The sequence below is a fragment of the Methanofollis liminatans DSM 4140 genome (genome assembly GCF_000275865.1).
GTDB classification, from domain to species: domain Archaea; phylum Halobacteriota; class Methanomicrobia; order Methanomicrobiales; family Methanofollaceae; genus Methanofollis; species Methanofollis liminatans.
On the sequence record NZ_CM001555.1, the window covers coordinates 1,833,880 to 1,854,176 of the forward strand.

At 60.8% G+C, this 20,297-nt stretch carries 10 protein-coding genes; 1 reads left to right on the forward strand and 9 read right to left on the reverse strand.

The window, feature by feature from the left end:
- Positions 1 to 9: 9 nt before the first annotated feature.
- Entirely contained in the window at positions 10 to 3,168 is a 3,159-nt protein-coding gene (locus tag METLI_RS12485; protein WP_004039687.1) for a PAS domain S-box protein, read from the reverse strand.
- A 317-nt stretch (positions 3,169 to 3,485) separates the two neighbouring features.
- Here METLI_RS12485 and METLI_RS09080 point away from each other — a divergent pair, with 317 nt between their 5' ends.
- Positions 3,486 to 4,508, forward strand: coding sequence for a PstS family phosphate ABC transporter substrate-binding protein (locus METLI_RS09080; protein WP_004039689.1), 1,023 nt, complete (start codon positions 3,486 to 3,488; stop codon positions 4,506 to 4,508).
- A gap of 15 nt (positions 4,509 to 4,523) precedes the next feature.
- On the opposite strand, the gene wtpA is transcribed toward METLI_RS09080, so the two are convergent.
- From wtpA to METLI_RS09120, 8 genes are all read right to left on the reverse strand, one after another.
- On the reverse strand, positions 4,524 to 5,513 hold the full coding sequence (gene wtpA, locus METLI_RS09085) for a tungstate ABC transporter substrate-binding protein WtpA (protein ID WP_004039691.1): 990 nt from the start codon (positions 5,511 to 5,513) through the stop codon (positions 4,524 to 4,526).
- On the reverse strand, positions 5,510 to 6,067 hold the full coding sequence (locus tag METLI_RS09090; protein WP_004039693.1) for a molybdopterin-dependent oxidoreductase: 558 nt from the start codon (positions 6,065 to 6,067) through the stop codon (positions 5,510 to 5,512). Before METLI_RS09090 ends, wtpA begins: the two co-directional genes overlap by 4 nt.
- Complete coding sequence (locus METLI_RS09095; RefSeq protein WP_004039695.1) at positions 6,064 to 6,906, reverse strand: hypothetical protein; 843 nt, start codon at positions 6,904 to 6,906, stop codon at positions 6,064 to 6,066. The genes METLI_RS09090 and METLI_RS09095 overlap by 4 nt, the downstream gene beginning before the upstream one ends.
- Positions 6,907 to 6,915: 9 nt before the next feature.
- Positions 6,916 to 8,118 carry a purple acid phosphatase family protein gene (locus METLI_RS09100; protein WP_004039703.1) on the reverse strand — a complete coding sequence of 401 codons (1,203 nt, stop codon included), beginning with the start codon at positions 8,116 to 8,118 and terminating at the stop codon, positions 6,916 to 6,918.
- Position 8,119: 1 nt separating this feature from the next.
- Positions 8,120 to 11,089, reverse strand: coding sequence for a PEGA domain-containing protein (locus METLI_RS12490; RefSeq protein ID WP_004039704.1), 2,970 nt, complete (start codon positions 11,087 to 11,089; stop codon positions 8,120 to 8,122).
- An 81-nt stretch (positions 11,090 to 11,170) separates the two neighbouring features.
- Positions 11,171 to 11,974 carry a hypothetical protein gene (locus METLI_RS09110; RefSeq protein WP_004039705.1) on the reverse strand — a complete coding sequence of 268 codons (804 nt, stop codon included), beginning with the start codon at positions 11,972 to 11,974 and terminating at the stop codon, positions 11,171 to 11,173.
- 46 nt (positions 11,975 to 12,020) lie between these two features.
- Entirely contained in the window at positions 12,021 to 17,789 is a 5,769-nt protein-coding gene (locus METLI_RS12495; protein ID WP_004039706.1) for a PGF-pre-PGF domain-containing protein, read from the reverse strand.
- Between the two features lie 212 nt (positions 17,790 to 18,001).
- Entirely contained in the window at positions 18,002 to 20,269 is a 2,268-nt protein-coding gene (locus tag METLI_RS09120; RefSeq protein WP_004039707.1) for a PGF-pre-PGF domain-containing protein, read from the reverse strand.
- Between the last annotated feature and the right edge of the window lie 28 nt (positions 20,270 to 20,297).

Sequence of the window (20,297 nt, forward strand, 5' to 3'; positions counted from 1 at the left end):
GGGGCGGTTTCAATCGCCGCTTTTTCTGATATGCCTCTTTAAGACGGCGATGAAGTCGGCCATCCTGTATGGTTTGGCGATGACGTCCACAAAGCCGTACAATCTGTAATCAGCCATCACCGGATCGTCGGAGTAGCCGCTTGAAACGATCGCCCTCAGGCCGGGGTCATAGGCCAGGAGTTCTTGGACTGCTTCTTTTCCCCCCATACCTCCAGGGACCGTGAGATCCATGACGACGACGTCGAAGGGCGCGCCCCCCTCCTGTGCGGCGCGGTAGCGGTCGATCGCCTCCAGCCCGTCCGCGGCCCCTTCCACGACAAAACCCCGCCGCCGGAGCAGCGCCTCGGCAACCCGGATGATCTCCTCATTGTCATCCATCACGAGCACCTTCCCCATCCCAGATGCGCCTTTTTCCGGGCGGTCAGCAGGGCAGGCCCCTTCCTCCGGTTTGTCCGGCGGTTTCTGCGATGCCGGCAGGTAGACCTTGAAAGCGGTCCCCACTCCCATCTCGGTTTGGAGTTCGATGAAACCACCGTGGTTCCTCACGATCGACTGGCACGAGGCAAGGCCAAGACCATTTCCTTCTTTTTTCGTCGTAAAGTAGGGGTCGAAGATCCGGCCCCTGATCTCCTCAGGGATACCGGTCCCGTGGTCTCCAACGGTGATCCGCAGGTACCTGCCCGGCCCGATCGGGAGGTTCTCCTCCTGAATTAGGACGTTTTCAGCCTTCACCTCAATGGTGCCGCCCTCGGGCATCGCCTGGTCGGCATTGATGATCAGGTTCTGGATCACCTGGCTGATCTGGCCGGTATCCACGTCCACCCGACAGAGGTCATCGGCAATCGTGATACAGAGCGTGGACTTCCGCCCGCGCAGAGAGAAACGTGCAGTCTCCCGAACGAGCTCGCCGATCTCGGCGGTCTTTTTCACCGGTGCTCCGCCCTTCGAGAAGGTGATCAGTTGCTGTGTGACGTCTCTGGCCCTGAAGGCGGCGGCCTCGGCATCGCAGAGGTGGGCATAGGCAGGAGAATCTTCCGGGACGTCCATTCGGGCGATCGAAAGATTGCCGGTGACGGCGGCAAGCATGTTGTTGAAGTCATGGGCGATCCCACCGGCAAGCGTCCCGATCGACCGGATTTTCTCCTGCCTGCGAAGCTCTTCCTCGTATTTCAGTGTCCCGGTGATATCTCTGAAGATGACGACGGCGCCGGCGACCTTTTCACCCTCGTCATGGATCGGGGATCCCGAGATGGAGACCGGGATATCAGAGCCGTCCTGACCTGAGAGGGTGAGATCCCTGGAGAGCGTGAGAACCTTTTTTCCCGAGAGCACCTCTTCGAGGAGGCGTGCAGCCACCTCTTTTCCCTGCGCATCGCGGAGATGGAGGACGGATCCAATTCCCATGCCGCAGGCCTTTTCCCGGGTGAAGCCCGTCATCGTTGTAGCGATCTCGTTGATCAGTACGATACGCCCGCTGGTATCGGTGGATATCACGCCCTCGGCAATGGACGAGAGCGTCACTGACAGCCGTTTCTTCTCCGAGGCCAGTCTTTCCTCGGCCCATTTCCGGTCGATAATCTCCTGGTTCAGGCTGGCGTTCGCCCTGATCAGGGCGTCGGTCCGCTCCCTGATCAGGTCCTCAAGATGGTTGCGGTGGAGGTCCAGCTCCTCCTCGGTCCGGCGCAGCTCGGTGATATCGCGCGCAATGCCAAAAATCCAGGAGCGTTCCCCCTGCCGCTGCGGCCTCAGCCGCACCTCGAGGATATGCAACCAGCCTGATTTTGACAATATACCGATTTCAACCGTCTTTTCCTGTACCTTTTCGATCTTTCCGGTCAGGCTCCCCTCAATAAGGTGCAGGTAGGCCGGGGCGATGAACTCACGCACCGGCCTGCCGATCAGGTCGTCCCGGCTCCGGCCGGTGAGGTCTTCGGCCACCCTGTTGACCGAGGTGAGGTTCCCCTCCAGATCGAGGGTGAAGATGATCTCCTTTGCCTCGTTGATCACCCTGCTGTAGCGTTCCCTGCTCTCGTCCAGGAGGGACCGGGCGTTCTCAAGCGAGGCGAGCATGCCGTTCACTGAAGCGGCGACCGTGGCGATCTCGTCCTCACCGTCGACATCGAGCCGCGCCGAAAGATCGCCGCCTTTTCCTATGCCGGCGATCCGGCCTCCAAGGATCTCCAGCCGCGAGATGAACGTCTTCTGGAGGAGGAGGATCATCAGGGCGCTGAACACTCCTCCTATCAGGAGAATGGCAATGATGACATAATGCACGGCGTTCTGTCCTTCCCGATAGATATCACGCGGCGCATCGATCTCCAGGAGCAGGGCGGGGGCGCCCATCACATCACGGAGAAGGGCATAGCCGGCGATCTGATCGTCCCCTTCGGTCAGGACTACACCTGCACCCCCTCCCGACACCAGTCGCTCCCCCACATCAGAGATTCCAGAAGGAAGAGCGAGTTCGTTGATGGAGAGGGAGAGAGCGGTCTGCCTGGAGAGCCGTGCGATCTCGACCGGATCAAGGAACCGCCCGACGGTCACCCTGCCGCTCACCTCCCCGCTGTCCCCTGCCATGATCGGGCGGGAGGCGATCATCATCGGCCCTGAGCTGAGCATGAGGATGCCGCTGACGGCCTCGCTGCCGGTAGCAGGAGAAAGGGTCGGAACCTGTTCAAGGAGACTTTTTGGTGTCGGCATCTCGTGTTCATAGACCAGGTTCACATATTTGTGCCAGACCAGCTCCCCGTCGGCATCGGTGATCATAAAAAGATTGAAGTCTGAGCCCACGAAGGTCTCGTCGGGAAAATTTGAGCGGAGGTATGAGGCATCCCTGTCCCCCATAAACCTGCCGGTATCGTCTGCCTCTGCCCAGGTGAAGGCAATCGTATCGAGTTTTGAGAGATCTTCGGTGATCGCGTTCTTTGCCCGGGCAAGATTCTCCTGCATGGCCTGCTCCTCCAGTGCGGTGAAGCCGCCGAGCATGAGGGCCTGCGAGGTCAGGGCCATGACAATGGTGAGGGCGACCGAGGTGGCAAAGATGATCAGGGCGGTTTTGATCCTGAGAGAGGAGAAGGCGCGGAAGAGCGGCCCATACAGGGGACGGCCATCTTGATCCCCGGCGTCATAGCCAACGGCTGTCCGATCAGGATAGGTATAGAGTCCCATGAATGAAAAAATATTGATCAGAGATGAGCATATAGTTTATCCCAGTAATATACCAATACCCCCATTAAAACTATATTAGTATAGTATATCTATTGCACCACCCCCGTGTCGATACCGGCGCCACCAAAGACCTTTTATGACATTCACGAAGACATATCACGAATATTTTTTGGGAATAGGTTCAAAAGAAGCAACCCCACCCACATTACAGGAGAGAATTACCAATAAAATAATAGAGAATTTTAAAAAACTATATATAAATGGTCATCCATTCATTCAACGGTCAGGCTTCCTGATCCTCATGAAAGGTGAACACGATGCATCCGTACGGCAAAGACGGGATTTCACTCTCTCATAATCAATACATCGGCGTTGTGGCGCTGCTCCTGATCACCGCCATTGTCGCTCTGGTCTTCCTTTTCCCACCACTCTTTTCAGGCACCAGTGCAGGAACACCCCTGCCGGCAAACCTGACCATTGCGGGGTCCACAACGATCCAGCCGATCTCGGAGTTTCTCGCCGCGGATTTCATGGCGCACCACCCCGACGTCAGGGTTGTTGTCGAAGGGGGAGGATCTGGTGCAGGGATCGCGCGCACCGTCGACGGAACGGCAGAGATCGGTGCGGCCTCCAGGTCTCTCGAAGCCGCGGAACGGGAACAATATCCGAACCTTGTCGTCCACCCAATCGGAGGGAGCGGCGTTGTGCTCATCGCGGGCAGCGGATATCCCTCGGACGAGATCTCCTGCGATGAGGCGGCACTCCTCTATAATACGGTGAGCGAGGACCTGACAGCGATGCCGCACCTCTCTGAGGTGAGGGCGGTTATCCAGAGAAGTGACAGTTCAGGCACTGAAGAGATCTTTGCCCAATGGCTGTACGGAACGGCGGCAAAAAATCTCGATGCTTCTCTCCCGACGGCAGACACGGGAAAATACGGGACGATCCAGCAGATCGAAGCAGAGGGCAGCGCTGGCGTCCTGAAAGCCGTCGCGGATAACCCCGGTGCAATCGGTTTTGTCGATGTCGGGTATGCGGAAGGGGCGGCGCAGGTCCATCTCCTCAGGGTGATAGACCGGGGATCAGACCTGGCCCTCCCCTCTCCTGGCACCTCGTTCAGGGAGGCGATCCTCGGCGAACTCGCACACAGGGATGACGAGGAGCAGACCTACATACAGGCGCTTACCAGGCCGCTGAACTACCTCACCAACGGCACACCCACAGGAGCACAGGCCGCCTTCATCCAGTTTGCCACTTCAAAAGAGGCAGAGCGGTATTTCAAGGATGTCGGCTACTTTTCGATCAGGGAGATCAGGGACGCGATGGGGATAGGGGCCTGAACCGCCCCCTTTTCTTCAGAGCGGATCAGGCCAATCATCATAACCCTTCCCGAACTCCCCGACCATATAGTCCATAAACTCACGGGCGAGTTCCGGGTGCGGCGCATTCGCCGGCACCGTCGCCGCATAGACGATCGGCGATCCCACCCGCTCGCTCCCGATGGAGGCAAACCGCCGGAAACCAAGGTTGACGACGACCCTGCGGTAATTGTCCGCATGGTCGGCGGATGAAAGATCGATCTCGGGCGGCAAGGAGACGTAGCGCAGCCCGTGCGCCCTGGCTACGCTCAGGTACTCGAAGGCATAGTCCACGCCCCCGGCGTCGAGCAGGGAGAGGAGATAGATGCTCCCGTCCCTGATCCGGACCTTTCCGCCCTCCTGCTTGAGCACCTCGGGAAGGACGATGGTGGTAGTGGTTCCTTCCCTGGTGACGGTGACGTTCGGCCGCAGATGATCGCCCAGGATGTGGGAGAAGATGGTCTCATCCTGATAGTAATCTTCTGCAAGCGTCGTCACCATCAATGAGCGGTAGCCCGCCGCATCGAGCATCGGGTTGGAGATCCCGACCACCGTATCGGGGCGAGCGAGGACCTCGTACCAGTTCTCCGCCGTGATCTCGTCGGCATACCTGCTGGCGTCCGTGTAAGCGACGACCATCCGGTTCGTGGCGAACGAGGTGTACGAATCGGTGTAGTTGCCCTGACCCTCCTCCATCGGGCGGTACATCATATCAGGGATCAATGACTCGTCAGCCACCGCCACCAGGTCCACCTCCCGGTGGAGATCGGTGACCTGCCTGACGCACTGGATGCTCCCGTGCCCCTCGATCTGGACGTCGACACCAGAGTGCGCCGCCTCGAACCCGGCCTCGACGCTTTCGAGGGGGATGAGGAGGCTGCCCGCCGGGACAACCTTCAGCACGACCTGTTCGCTCCCGCCGGTACACCCAGCAGTAGAGATGAGAACAACTGCAACGATGAAGAGAGAGAGGGGGAGAACCCTCATGACCGTTTCACCTCGATCCGGTCCACCCACTTCACCCAGGCGCTCCCCTCGGTGACCGTGCCGGCTTCGTCGGTGCCGACGACGATCCTGAGCGGCCCGCCGTCCTCGTCAGGGATCGCCGCCCCGTTGAACTCATAGGCAAGTATCAGCGTGAGCGCTGGCGCCGGCTTTTCCTTGAGGTTCTGGTCGAAGGTGACAAAACCCGAACCGGCCATCTGCTCATCATCAAAGACCCAGTAGTAACCGTCAGGCGCCGATATCCCGACCTGATCGCCTGCACCGAACCCGCCGATGCTCTCGACCAGCGTGGTCAGGCGGACGCCCTTGACGGTGTACGGCCCGTACATAATCCCGACCGTGGAGACGGCATGGCCATATCCCTCCCATGCCGGCAGTGCCCTGATCTCCGGGAGAGAGAGGACCTTTTCGGTCGTCCCATCAGAGACCGTGAGGTTCCAGGAAACCTCCTCAACGGCCTGACCGCCATCTCCGGTGCACCCGCAGACAGCGACGGCAACGACGAGCAGCACTCCTGCAAGACAGGCAGCCTTCATCCCCGCATCCTCCAGGCACATGCAGCAGCACCGAGCCCGAGCAGGAGGCCGAAGAAGGGGGACGGGCTCTGGGGGGTCGTCGGCAGAGCCGTTGTCTGGCCACCGGCAGCGTCCTGGAGTGACTTCACCGGGACATTCTTTGCCCCGCTGTAGCCGCCCTCATAGACGCGTACCTCCTCGATCCACTTCACGGTGTATCCTGAGGTGGAGGGGTAGAGGTCGCTGAAGAGGTGGAGGCACTCGGGCGGGAAGCAGACACGCATATCATTGTTGCCAAAGACATGTTTTCCCTCAGGGTTGACCGAGGTGTCGGCAAAGAGGACGAGTCGCATGGCGGCGTGGTAGTCCGGGGGGTAGCCGACACCCTGGCGCTCGCCGAGATCGGCGTCCTCACCGTTGTACCAGCAGATGCCGATCGGCCCCTGGCGCGGTTCAGGATCATACACATTCGCGTATCCAAACTCGATATGATACCCGTCAGACGCCCGGATCATCACCTCATCGCCGGGCACCATCCCGCCGACGAGATCGCAGAGGTCGGTAATGTTCGTCCCCTTCACCGCCCCGCGGTCCTTGAAGTTCGTCGTTTCGTTTACATCCCACTGGGCTTCCTTGTCCTCGGCGAAGACCGGGCCCTGGTGGTAGTAATGCGTCACCCCGTCGCCGAGGACCGGGAGGTTCGCCTCCATCCAGCGGTAATCGACGGTCGTCTCGTCCAGGACCGTCGTTCCGTCGGCGGCGATTTTCACAACATGGAGTGAGGTTGTCGGTGCAGCACAGACCGCCCCTGCACAGATGCAGAGGAGGGTTAACATCAGGATTGTTCTTATCAATTTCATGGGATCATCTCATACAAAGGGACCATCAAAGAGGAGTCGGAGCCTTGGGAGCAGATCCGAGACTGACAGGACCCAGGACTGGCTCAGGGGCAGCATGACCGTCTCAAAGACCTGATCCTTCGGATAGACCCGGAGAACCTCTTTATTATCCTCAGATATCTCGGCAACCGGCACCACCTCGACGAGCACCTGATCGGCATCCACCCTCACCCTCAGGTACGCCAGGGTGTGCTCGAGCGCCGATCTGAACCCCGCGGGTTTCCTCTCCGAGAGGGCGTAGAGTTCCTCGCCGCCGCACGGGATCACAAAATACTCGGTGCCGTTCACGGAGTAGCGTTCATACGCATGGGTGTGGCCGTTGAAGACGGCCAGAACGCCGTGACGCTCGAAGATTGGAACCCAGAGGCTCCGGAGTTCGAGGTCGCCACCCCATGCCCGTTCGTTCGAGGAGAAGGGAGGGTGGTGGAAGGCGACAAACGTCCACCCGGCACCGCCGGCAAGATCGTCCTCGAGCCACGCCGTCTGGTCGTCCATGCGCTTCCCGACCCAGTCGTTGGAGTCGAGGACCGTGACATGGGCGCCGCCGCACTCGAATGAATACCACTGGGGCATTGCGAAGGCGTCGTAGTAGAGGGACCGGTTCCCCTCGTGGTTCCCGAGCACCGGGACAAGGGTCGTTGAAGAGAGCATGGCCCGGGCCGCCTCGAAGTACTCCCCCCACTCGTCGGCGTCGTTGCCGAAGGTGACAAAGTCGCCGCAGTGGATGACAAAGGAGAGGTTTTCCTCCTCTGCGATCCGGTCGGCGACCAGTTTGTGCCGCTCCATCTGGGTGAAGAGCGGCGCCTGTCCCCTAGTGTCGCCATAGACGGCAAAGGTGATCAGCCCCCCACCAAATGTCCTGAACTGCCCTGAGGGGCCGGTCGTCCCGTTCAGGGAGATGAGATAGGTGTACTCCGTACCAGGGGAGAGTCCGGTGAGGGTGAGATGGTGGAGGTCGGCGGCCTGCCCATCTGCAACGGTGAGGGTGAGGCCCCCACCCGCGGGGCCATAGAGCACCGAACCTTTTGCCGGCAGATCGGTCCTCCAGGAGACGACCGCGGAGTCGTCCGTCGTCCCGGTGACATATGGCCCCCATATGACAGCGGCGCCGCTGGAGGAGAGGGGGATGAGGAGAATGGCGAGGAGCGCGGAGAGCGCCAGACGGCCTGCCATCTCACTCACCAGATACCCATTCGCAGACGGTTATGTCATGCGGCTTCACCAGCAGGTCCTCCAGGGTCTTTGATTCAGATCGGCCCACCACCTTCACGTCATATGCTCCGAGCGCCATCCCACCAAAGAGATGCGGCGTCACCTCGCCGGTGTTCAGATCATAGAGATAGATCTTCGCCCCGGCCGGGGTGCTGTTCACATAGAGGTAGCCATAGGGGTAGGGCTCGAGTTTGAGGCTGATCTCGCGGTTGTCCAGCCGTTCGGGGAGGAGGACCAGGGCATCCTCAGAGAGGTAGCCCGGCTTTGCGAGCATGAACCTGTGGTAACCGGCAGAGATGTTATCGATGCAGGAGGGTGTAGCAAGCCCGGTGTCGAATCCATCGACAAAGATGCGCGCGCCCGGCGGATCGGAGACAACCATGACGCTCCGCAGCACAGGGGAGGGTTTCTCCAGGCGGATCGTGCTCCCGTCAGCGGCAAAGTCAGAGATCGGCGCGGAGAGATATGCTCCCTCGTGGAAGATGCCGGCAAAGGCGTTTATGCCGGTGACCGTCACCTTTGACGGGACGCTTTTTCCGGCATAGATCCCGTTGACCGAGAAAAATTCTCCGGTATAGGCCGGGTCATCGATCGTGAGCGTTCGAGAGGCCCCGTTCACCGAACGGTCAAAGTATACCGGTGTGATCGTCCCGGGGGTGACCCAGACCTCAATGGTGTCAGGGAGGTACTTCGTGGACCCCATCCTGATCTTCACGCGGTGAAGCCCCTCTTTCAGACCGTTGACGACCTGGGGGGTCGTCTTCCCGATCTTTTTGCCGTCGATGTAGATCTCGGCGCCGTCATCGCTCGCCGCCACGAATAGCCCGCCGGAACGTCCGTCCGCCCCCTGCATCGCAGCAAGGTTCAGACAGAGCGGGTTTTCATTGATGTTCGGGTTCTGGGGGGAGAGCGCCACCGCAACAGAGGTATCTCCATCGAGATCGAAGGAGGTCTCATAGGGGGCATAATGGATGAGGTCGAGATGCAGGGTATGCTGCCCGACCGGGATCTCATGGAGGTCAACAGGGGTGATGACCCCAAGATATGCGCCATCGAGGGTGACCATCGCCCCGGCCGGGTGGGTGACGATCGATATGGAGGCGTGGGTCGGCATTTCATCCGGGGTGACCGGAGGATGGGGCTGCTCCTCTCCAGAAGGATCCGCCGCGGTCGGCCCGGGCTCGACCGTGCGGCCATCTGGCCCGGCAGGCGCCCCTTCAAAGAGCCATCCGATGATCGGGAGATCGGCGAGCCCGCGCTCCATCCCAAAGAGGCGGAGGATGGCGTCCAGGAACGAGAGATCTCCGGCCTCATCGGCCGTCCCGGTCACTGTCTCTGCCGCCGGAGTTGGTGCGGCCAGCGTTGTCGTTCGGGGCGCCGGCGTGGTGCCGGTCGGCGTTTCCTCCACGATCTCTTCCTCCGGGAGGTGCGTGAGTGTCAGGATGAGCAGGCGGTTCTCCAGGAGATCGCCAGGCTCCCCGTACGGCACGCTCGAGATCGCAGCACGGTTCTCGCCTGCGCGGAGGTACTGGACCGCATCGGCCTCGCCGACGCTGATAGCGTCCCTGCCGGCGGAGAGGAGGTTGAGCCACTCGCCATCGTTGAGGGAGAGGCGATTGGCCAGGGTGTCGTTTCCTGTCGCCCCGGTGCTGACCGCAACGATTTTTGCTGCCATGTGCTCAGGCACCCGGCCAAGATCGTCAAAATAGCCGACTGTCACGGCATCGTCCTCAGAGATCCCCTGATCAGGGACGGCCTGCACCGTGTCCGCACCTTCGGCGATCCACCACGCGGTCAGGTTCTCACCGCCGGCGACCTGCGCCGCGAGCGCCCCGCCATAGACCGTCACCCCGGTGCCTGGTCGGCCCGGGTTCGTGATGGTGAGGGTCTGGTTCGCACCGAGCGCCTCAGACGGGAGATCATACCGCCAGGTCTCGGCGGCGCCCCCGGGACCGTCGCCGGTATCGAGATGGTGCGAGGCGGCCTTCAGGGTCCGCGTCCCGAGGGTCGCCTCGATACCTGACCCGCCCTCTACGACCGTGCCTGTGTTATTCGTTCCGAAGAGATAGAGGTGGGCATCGCCGGTCAGGTTCAGTCCGGTCGTGTCCAGGGACCACCGGCACGAACTTCCGCCCTCGATCCAGCAGGCATTCCCTCCTGTCAGGAGAAGGGTGAGGGTGCCGTTCACCGCACCGTGAAGGTCCTGCACCAGCGTCGAGCCCTCGAAGCCGCGGCTCGCAGGTCTGCCGCCATCGCTGCCGCCCCCGGAGCCTGAGGTTGGGTCAATCTGACTGTGGATGGTGATCCGGTTGACCTTCTGAACCGAGTTTCCGACGGCCGAAGGGTACTGGTTGTTGTAGAAGTACCAGTACTCTTCATCCCAGGCCTCGTGCATGTCATAGTTGCCCCATACGAGCATCCCATCGGCATTGGTCGTCTCGACCAGGAAATAGAGGCGCATCCCCTCATAGAACCGTTCGTTCACATAACCGGTATCGGTGCCGTGGTACCATGCGATCACCATCGGGCCCTGCCGCGGGTCTGGGCTGTAGATGTACTCCGCGGGCCAGGTCTTTGTCAGACCGTCAGAGGCCTTGATCGTCACCATGTCGCCCTCAGAGGCCCCTCCGACAAGGTCGCAGAGATCTCGCACATTGGTGCCCTTAAACTCGCCGTGGTCCTTGTATTCGAGGTTCACGTCCTCGGTCGGGTTCCAGAGATCATAGGGTTCGCCTGGATGGACCTCCTCCCATGCCCCTTCGAAGATCGGACCCTGGTTGTAGTAGGTCGTTATCCCGTCACCGAGGACAGGGAGGTTATCCCGCATCCAGGTCCACGATACTGTCTTCTCATCGAGGACCGTCGTATCGTCCGAGGCGAGTTTTGTAATGGTCACTTCCATCGTCGCCGCGGCCGAGGCCGCGGGCATCATCAAAGATGCAGCCAGAAGCACGAGAGAGAAAAAAATGAGGGGCCGAACGATTCTGGACCGGATCGTCGTCATGGCGCACCTTCATATCCTGAGAGCGATGCCGACGGCGAGCGCTGCGAGAAGCACAGCAATCCCGAGGGGTGAAGCCTGTGTCGGGGGCAGATCCGGCGAGGTGTCTCCCCCTTCGGTCCCCTCTCCCGGGTAAATCAGAAGTTTGTTCACGTGCTTGACCGAGAGGCCGCTTGAAGACGGCCATTTGCCGCTGAAGAGGTGCCACTCATCCTCCGGCATCGTCTCTCTCATATCGTTGTCGCCGAAGACGTGCCAGCCCCACGGGTTTGCAGAGGTATCAGCGAAGAAGATCAGGCGCATCCCGTCATAGTAGTCAGGGACATAGCCTTCGCCCTGGGGATCGCCGGTCACCGAATCCTGCCCGACGTACCAGGCAAGACCCATCACGCCTTTTCTCCCGTCCTCACCATAGACGGTCTGATAGGAGAAGTTCTTGTAAAACCCGTCTTTCGCCTGCACCCGCAGGATGTCGCCGGGCGCCATCCCGCCGACGAGATCACAGAGATCGCTGACGGCCGTGCCTTTAACGGCACCCATATCCCTGGTCTCCACGTTCTGATACTCGGCCGGATCCCAGAGATCAGACTCGTTGAACGTTGGACCCTGATGGTAGTAGTGTGTCAGCCCGTCGCCGAGGACCGGGAGGTTCGCCTCCATCCAGAGGTAATCGACGGCCATCTCGTCCAGGACCGTCGACCCGTCAGCGGCGTACCTGACGAGATGGACCTCTGTTGTCGCGGCCGCTGCTGGGAGAGATACGAGAATTACAGCGAGTGCGACTGCAAACACCGTCAAGAAGATCTGTTTTTTCATGTGTTCACCATACCGGATCAGAGATTCTTCATAAAAAATGGGGATTTTAGCCTCTCCTGAAGAGCAAGAGAACGCCGAGTGCCGCAAAAGGCAGCGCCCAGAAGACCGGGCTCTGTGCGGGCGTGGTGGCAGGTGCCGCAGTGGTCCCTGCCGGGGCGGTGGTGGTCACCGGAGTGGTTGTCGCCTCGGCGGCGAGCGCCTCTGCCGGGACGGCCTCCCCGCTCTCACCGACAATGGCGAAGTAGGAGAAGCCCGGGGTCTTTGCAGTGAAGTATGCCTTTCCATCCTTCTCCTCAACAAACGTTGTCTGGAGGGACTGCCACGCACCGTCCGCATACCGCATCAGGACGATATCAGCGGAGGTGAGGCCGTTGGTCTTCAGCCATGAGTTCTCGACTGCAAAGGAGATGATCGCTCCTGAGACCGCAGAGGAGTCAGCACGGTACAGGGTGACCTGCTGGATCTCGTAGACCTGACCGGCAGGCATCGGGACATCCCTGGGCAGGGAGGCCGCCTGCACCGTGAGCAGGAGGTTGGAGATCTGGTCCGCGGCGTTCACGGTGATGCTTGAGAACGCCGTCTGGCTCACCGGGAAGGTCGCCGATCCGCCGGCACCGACCGTGCCCGAGACAGCGGCGATGCTGGACGACGAACTGCTGCTCGAACTCGATCTGGGCGAGGGCGTCGGTGTGGGGCCAGGTGTCGGCGTGCCGCCGACGGCGAAGTAGGAGAAGCCCGGGGTGACGGCGGTGTAGTTGGCATAGCCGTCAGCGCTGCCGAGATAGGTGGTTGGGAGCGTCTGCCATGCACCCTCATGCCAGCGGTAGAGTTTCGCGTCTTCAGGCGCGATCCCCGAAGCCTCAAGCCAGGCGAGCGGGAGGGAGAAGGAGATCTCGGCGCTGCCGATCGCGTCTTCGTTCGCACCGAAGAGCGTGATCTGCATCACCTGGTAGAGGGTTGCATCAGGCTGAGGCACCTCTGACGGGAGGGAGGTCACCGAGGCGGCAACAGTGAACTGGGTGATGTTCTGGGCAGCGGTGATGTTCACCATGCTGACCGATGCGTTTGCAACCGGGACCGCTGCCGTCTCACCGGCGGTGACGTTTGTTACGTCCTGGAAGGTTCCGGAGAGGTCGAGCCTGATCTGCTTGACGGCGTCGACCTGCATGGCGGCGCTCACATTGGCGCCGTTAAAGACCAGCGGCCACTGACCGCCCTCTTCGTCGAGGATACTGCCGTTCAGCGTGTTTGCAATGAGGTAGTCGCGGCTATCGATGATATCGCGGCTGTTGAGGGTGACGATCTTTCCGTTTGTACCGATGATCTCGATGCAGTAGCCCTCAAGTGCGAGGGTCCGGTTGAACGCCTTGCCCGAGTGCTCGTTGCTGTCGTCGACCCAGCCGCAGAGGAGGTAGAGCGGCATGCCTGCCCAGACCTTTCCGTCGGCGTCGGTGTACTGTGCCTTGTGGTTGGCACCCATGGTGCAGGTGAGGGCGCTCTCAAAGAATCCCTTTGAGATATCGGTGGAGTGCTCACCGGTGAGGTTCAGCGTCCAGTCGGTCTCATAGGCAGAGTAGATCCTGATCTCGGAGATCCACTTCGGGGAGATACCGGCACAGGACGGGTAGACGATACCGCCGGACGAGTAGTAGTGCCAGTACTTGTCAAGCATGCTCTCGTGCATGTCCCACTGACCAAAGACATGGTCCTCAGGTGTGTAGAACAGGCGGTAACCGTCCTCATAGGCCGGCACATACCCCTGGCGTTCGGTCCACCAGACGAGGACGGCCTCGCCCTGGCGCGGGTTGGGGTCGTAGATGTTGTTCCAGCCAAGATTGGTCTCCCATCCGTCTCTGGCGACGAAGGTGATCTCAGTCCCTTCGGGCATGCCGCCGACGAGATCGACGAGATCGCGAACTGAAGTGCCGCGGATGATCTCTTCAATCTTCGGGGGGTTCATGCCGAGCGTTTCGTCGGGATTCCAGAGATCGTTCGGGTCAAAGGTGACGCCCTGGAACTTGTACGGCTGGTCGTCGCCATATACCTGGAGGTTCTGCTGCATCCAGAGGTAGTCGATGGTCGTCTCGTTGACGATCGTCGTGCCATCGGCGGCGAACTTCACGATGTGAACGGTCGGGACATCGACCGGTTTCTGGAACTCGGTCAACTCGATCGAGGCGATGCCGCCGACACTTGCATGGGTCGAGACATCGGCGCCGACCAGACGGAGCGGCCATGAGGGCTTGTTCCCTTCCTTCGAGAGTTCGCTCCCGTTGAGTTTGTTGGCGACAATATAGTTGTTGTTGCGGGCGATGTCTTTGCTGCTGAACTCCTTGGAGTAGCCGTCAGAGGCGGTGACGATCACCGTGTAGCCGGTGTCGGCAAGGACGTCGTTGAAGCCGTTCGCACCGTGCGGGACGCGGTCGTCAACCCAGCCGACGAGTTCCCAGAGCCCGATGCCGGTCCAGCGCTCGCCGGTCACAGGATCGGTCCAGCTGAGCTTGTGGTGTGAGCAGGAGTAGGCCAGCTCAAAGAAGTCCTGGGTGCAGGTATAGTCGATCGGACCCTTCAGGGCGAGGTTCCATGAACCCTCGGCCGGGGGTGGCGGGATGAGGTCGACAAGGTCGATCTCGGCGACGCCCTTCACCTTCTTGGGCACATTGTCGCCGACAAGTTTGATCGGGTAGGAGCTGTCGGTCTCAGGGATCGGTTGACCGTCCATCAGGTTGGCAAGGATGTAGCCGTTGCTCCGTGCGACCTGGGCACTGCCGTAACTCTGGGAGTAGCCGTCGGATGCGGCGACCCTGATCGTGTAGTTGGCAGCAGCGGCGTCGTCGTCGAAGGTCCAGTGGGTGGTGGTCTCGATGTTGTCGGAGACGCCGACAAGGTACCAGAGGGGCACGCCGCTCCAGACGATGCCCTGCTCATCGGTGTAGGTCACACCGCCGTGGCATCCCAGTTCCTCAAATTCGGCCTGGGTGATCGTGTCGTTGACGACACCGCAGACCCGCAGGGTCCAGCCATCCGAGGGTTCGGGCAGGCCGACGAGTTCAATCGAGGCAATGGCGCCGACGAGCTGTCCGGCGCTGGCGTCCGCGCCCTTGATCTGGAGCGGCCAGCAGGGTTTGCTCTTCTCGCCGATGGTTTCGGGCAATGCAGAGCCATTCAGGGTGTTCGCAACGATGAAGCCGCTGTTCCTGGCCATGTCGGCACTCGGGATGTTGATCGAGTAGCCGTCCTTTGAGGTCACCTTCACCGAGTAGCCCTCGGCTGCGAAGGCGTCGTTGAAGGTGTAATGGCTGCCGGACTCGATGTCGTCGACCATGCCGACAAGGAACCAGAGAGGCATGCCGGCCCAGACGTCACCGGTCTCGGGGTCGGTCCAGGATGCATTGTGCCCGCAGGCGATCCCGCTCTCGAAATAGTCACTGGTGACCGTGACTGTCTGCGCCCCGATCATCGAGAGGGTCCAGTCGCCAGGCGAAGACCCGGTCCTGACCGTGATCAGCACCGCCGCTTCGGCGGTTTCTGCGGTCACACCCTTCGGGCCGTAATAGAAGTTTACCTGGTCGCCGGCGACGAGGGCGCGGACGTTCAGGCCGTCGGTTGCCGGGCTGCCGTAGTCGTCAAGGGCCACGCCGTTCACGTAGCAGACCCAGGAGTTCCCACCCTTGACATAGGGGTACGCCCCGATGTCGTCGAGCATCAGGATGCCGGAGTCGGCCCATTTCTTGTCGGTGACCGCATAGGAAAAGCCCTGTGCACCAGCGACCGTGTCGAGGGCGCCAAGAGGCGTCCGGGCAGGGATGCTGTAGTCAGTCCCCTGGCTCGACGTGACCGTGACATTGCCCTCGTCGAGCACCACCTCTCCGGAGAAGAGGATATCGGCATTCGAGAGGCGTGCTGTCAGGAGGATGGCCGCTTCAGCGTTCTCCGGCGTGGTTGCGCCCTTCGGGCCGTAGTAGTAGTTCACCTTGTCGCCTTCGGCAAGAGCGCGGACGTTCAGGCCGTCGGTGGCAGGGTACGCGTAGTCGTCAAGAAGAACACCGTTCACGTAGCAGACCCAGGCCTTCTGGCCCTTGACAAAGGGGTACGCTCCGATGTCGTCAACCATCAGGATGCCGGAGTCGGCCCATTTCTTGTCGGTGACCGCGTAGGTGAAATTGCCAGCCTTCGAGACGGTGTCAAGGGCGCCGAGCGGCGTGCGGACAGGGATGCTGTAATCAGTCCCCTGGCTCGACGTGACGGTGACATTCTCGTCCGGAAGGACAACGTCGCCCTCGAAGAACACATCGGCACCGGACCCAATGTCCACCGTGATCGATACCACCGCTTCGGCGGTCTCTGCGGTCACGCCCTTCGGGCCGTAGTAGAAGTTCACATGGTCGCCGTCGGCAAGAGCGCGGACGTTCAGGCCGTCGGTTGCCGGGCTGCCGTAGTCGTCAAGGGCCACGCCGTTCACGTAGCAGACCCAGGAGTTCCCACCCTTGACATAGGGGTACGCCCCGATGTCGTCGAGCATCAGGATGCCGGAGTCGGCCCATTTCTTGTCGGTGACCGCATAGGAAAAGCCCTGTGCACCAGCGACCGTGTCGAGGGCGCCAAGAGGCGTCCGGGCAGGAATGCTGTAGTCAGTCCCCTGGCTCGACGTGACCGTGACATTCTCGTCAGGGAGGGTAACCTCACCCTCGAAGATCACATCGGCGCCTGAGCCTGAAAATGTCAGTTCGATCCGTGAGATCTGCTCGACTGCACGCTGGGTAGTGTCCACGCCGGTCCCCTGCAGGTAGAGCGGGAAGAAGACGCGGTCGATAAGCGTCGTCTGGTTGATCTCGATGCCGTCGAACCTGTTGCCGAGGACATAGGTCTTCTCGCCCGCCGCCAATTCGGTGGAGTAGAAGGTGGAGACGTAATCGACTCCTTTCTTCTTGCCATAGACGGTGATCGTGTAGTTCTCCGCGGCGAGGGTCGGGTTCATGGTCAAGGGATCGTCGTCGTCCACAAGTCCGACGACGGCAGAGAGGTTGGTGCCCTCGAGGAGGCCGTACTTGTTGTGGTAGAAGGAGGCCGGGTGCGCTGCAGCGATCCCGATGAACTCGCTCCGGGTGAGGGTGCGGTCTGTCGAGCCGTTCAGGCTGATCGACCAGTCGGCAGGCGCCGGGTCATTGCTCTTGATGATGATCCGGTTGACGTACTGGACAGAGTTGCCGCCCGACGAGGGCCAGGTGCCGCTGTAGTTGTACCAGTACTGGGGCGCCCATGCCTCGTGCATGTCCCAGTTGCCGAAGACATGGTAGCCGCTGGCATTGGTCGTCTCTGCAAAGAAGATCAGGCGCATCCCTTCAGAGTACGAGGGAACATAGGTCCCGTCCTTCACCCAGGCGATACCCATGGGGCCCTGCCGGTCGTCAGGGGTGTAGATATACTCGTACGGGAACTCTTTGGTCAACCCGTCAGATGCCCTGATCGCCACCGTCTCGCCGGGGTCCATGCCGCCGACAAGTTCACAGAGATCCTTTACGTCGGTTCCCTGTACGGCTCCCATGTCCCTGAGATTCTTTGTCTCAGCATCATTCCAGGGATCGTTCTCATCAAACGTAGGTCCCTGGTGGTAGTACACAGTCACACCGTCGCCGAGGACAGGGAGGTTATCCTCCATCCAGGTGGCGTTGACAGTGCGCTGGTCGATGACGGATGTGCCGTCATCGGCAAGTTTCGTAATGGTCACTTCTGTCGTCGCCGCAGCGGCGGGTGCAATAATCAGTCCCGCTATTGCAAGGAGAAGAAGCGCTAGAATTGCAAATCTGCATTCCATATTCAAACATTCACCTCTTTATCGGGAGAAGGACACTCCTTCCAGAACGATAATGCAATCATCTCAGCCCTTCGATCAGAAAAAGGTTACCAAAAATAAAAAGTTAATTTAACTTAATTTACAAACAGAGACTCTCACGATTTACAGGATTTTAACGGATAATATCGCTACATTAAGAAGAAAAGAGGATATAGAGGGTGTCAGCCGCGGGCCTACTCCCGCCTTGTCAATATGAAACCGACCAATGCGGCAATGAGCGGGAGGAGCGGGAGGAGAGGAGACTGGCGGGGCGCGGTGGACACAGGAGAAACAGCCTCGTCGATGATGGCCGGGGAGGGGGTCGGGTCAGGGGTGGTTCGAGCGGCGACGGCAAAGAGCGAGAGGCCGTCGGACTCCGCGGCGTACCCGGCATATCCATCCCCGACGGTCATAACGCGGGTGGAAAGGGGCGACCATTGTCCGTCGGCAAAGCGGAGCAGCACGATCGTTTCCGGGCCGAAACCCATCTCGGTGAGCCATTCTTCGGGAACCCGGAAGGTGATCGTCGCCGGCGTGGACGCAGCCGCTGCCCCGTCCAAGTCAAACTCAACATAACGGTACACCACGGTGCCGGGCGCCGGGGCCGTCAGGGCGTCGGCGCGATCTGCGGCTGTGACCCAGACGGCAGTGCCGCCTGCCGGCAGGCTCAGAACAACCCTGGAAACGACCGGGTTGTCGATGAGGAAGGTCTTCGTGATCCTGAAGGCCGAAGGGGTGACGCCGACCTCTCCCCTCTCCACCGGACCGCCGCTGTACTCAAGCACAATGATCCGGTTGACGAGCGCTCCTCCAGATGAGGCAGCCGCCCCGGTCCCGACCGAGACCTCGTTTTCGCCGGGAAAAAGATATGATCCGGCTTCGAGAGACGCACTCCAGAGCATACCGCTGCGGTTGAACGCACCGGTCCACTCCCGCTCGCTGAGGATGATCCGGTCCTGCGTCCCGTCCCGCTCCCCGTCGCCGGTGCCAAAGACGACCAGTCGACTCTCCGAGATCCGGTTCATGTCCGGCGGGCCGGAGAAGAACACAACCGTCTGTGCGTCCTCTTCATAGACACCGGCACCAGTGTCGACCGCAACGGCATCGCATACTTCCGCAACCTCATAGGAAATAGACGGGGCATCGGGATTCTCGACGGCGAGCAGCAGCACCCCGCCGGAAAGCGTGCAGAGGGCCCCGGCGCGGCCCCTGTCGCGGACCGTGACGGCGAGATCGCCGGAACCGGCGATCATGCCGCCCAGGTCAACGGCATAGGTGACCGAAACCGGACCGTCGGTGCCGCCCTCTCTCCCGGTGAGGGTCCGAACGGGGGTAACCGATCGGCCGTTCACCATGAACTCAAGGGCGGGATCCACGCCGCTGGAGGTATCTTTGTAGTGCGAACCCGAGACAAAAAGGTACATGATGGCGTTGCGCACCGTCCCGTTCACGCCGGCGACCGGGACCGTCAGGGAGGCGGTGCTGCCGGGTTCAAGGGCCGCCGGCGCTCCGGCGACCGGCAGATATGCCAGGGTGCCGTTGAAGGTGTCAGAGATGCCGGGCGAGATCTCCTCGCCAGCATAGCCTGAGGTGGCAGATCCCCCCCCGTCTCCTCCGCTCCCGCCGGGGGCGGTATCACCACCCGAAGGTGCGGTGCCCACCACCGCATAGCCGCTGCTGCCCGGTCCCGAAACGGCGTTTGTCCATGAGATCCCCTGCCCCTGGTTGGACTGGTTGCACCAGCCGTAGGAGTTGAATGCCGCAAAGGTTTCGAGGTTCTCAAACTCGAATTCAATCTTCATCGAACCGCTGTCGATCAGATCCGGGATCATCGAGTTCTCCCCGATGGTGCCGGCGTTCAGGTCCACAAAGATCGTGTGGAAGGTGTTGGAGGTGTCGGACATGTCCTGCCCGTAATAGATCGAGTAGTTCCCGGGGGCATTGTTCCCTGCCGGTTTCCAGGTTTGTGGCCGGTACACGAAGTCGCTCTTCGTGATCGTCCCTTCATAACTCCCGTCGATATACTCGATCTCATCGGCCGCCGGCGGCTGGTTCAGGAGCGGCGTCGGCGTCCAGCGGTAGCCGCTCGCCCTGATGTGAACGGCGAAATCGTCCGGAATCGTCCCGTTGACGGCAATCATCAGGATCATGTCATCGTCGAACCCCCGGCCCCCGGTGTTGGTCAGGTAAAAGACACCCGATTGCTCCTCGGTGGTCGTCACCTGCCCGTACGGGTCGCCGGGATCGGTGCTGATGTGGAGGGCGTTGAGCCCGCCGCCCTCGAACTTGAAATATTTCGTCAGCCCGTCGGAGAGGATCAGGTCGAAGTTCTTTGCGCCGGGCATCAGGATCCCCCCCGTGTCGTCCGCCGCTACAGCGGGGATGCAGAACGCCGCCAGGATCAGCACTGAAAGGATGACGGCAGACCATCCGATGCAAGGCCGGTAGTTCAATGTGCTCATTTTAATCTCCTATTTTTTCATCAGAAAA

Bases quoted from the DNA above. Each gene is read 5' to 3' on its own strand.
- METLI_RS12495 (WP_004039706.1), bottom strand. From the start codon at position 17,789: ATGGAATGCAGATTTGCAATTCTAGCGCTTCTTCTCCTTGCAATAGCG.
- METLI_RS09080 (WP_004039689.1), top strand. From the start codon at position 3,486: ATGCATCCGTACGGCAAAGACGGGATTTCACTCTCTCATAATCAATAC.
- METLI_RS12490 (WP_004039704.1), bottom strand. From the start codon at position 11,089: ATGATGCCCGCGGCCTCGGCCGCGGCGACGATGGAAGTGACCATTACA.
- METLI_RS09120 (WP_004039707.1), bottom strand. From the start codon at position 20,269: ATGAGCACATTGAACTACCGGCCTTGCATCGGATGGTCTGCCGTCATC.
- METLI_RS09110 (WP_004039705.1), bottom strand. From the start codon at position 11,974: ATGAAAAAACAGATCTTCTTGACGGTGTTTGCAGTCGCACTCGCTGTA.
- METLI_RS09090 (WP_004039693.1), bottom strand. From the start codon at position 6,067: ATGAAGGCTGCCTGTCTTGCAGGAGTGCTGCTCGTCGTTGCCGTCGCT.
- METLI_RS09100 (WP_004039703.1), bottom strand. From the start codon at position 8,118: ATGGCAGGCCGTCTGGCGCTCTCCGCGCTCCTCGCCATTCTCCTCATC.
- METLI_RS12485 (WP_004039687.1), bottom strand. From the start codon at position 3,168: ATGGGACTCTATACCTATCCTGATCGGACAGCCGTTGGCTATGACGCC.
- METLI_RS09095 (WP_004039695.1), bottom strand. From the start codon at position 6,906: ATGAAATTGATAAGAACAATCCTGATGTTAACCCTCCTCTGCATCTGT.
- wtpA (WP_004039691.1), bottom strand. From the start codon at position 5,513: ATGAGGGTTCTCCCCCTCTCTCTCTTCATCGTTGCAGTTGTTCTCATC.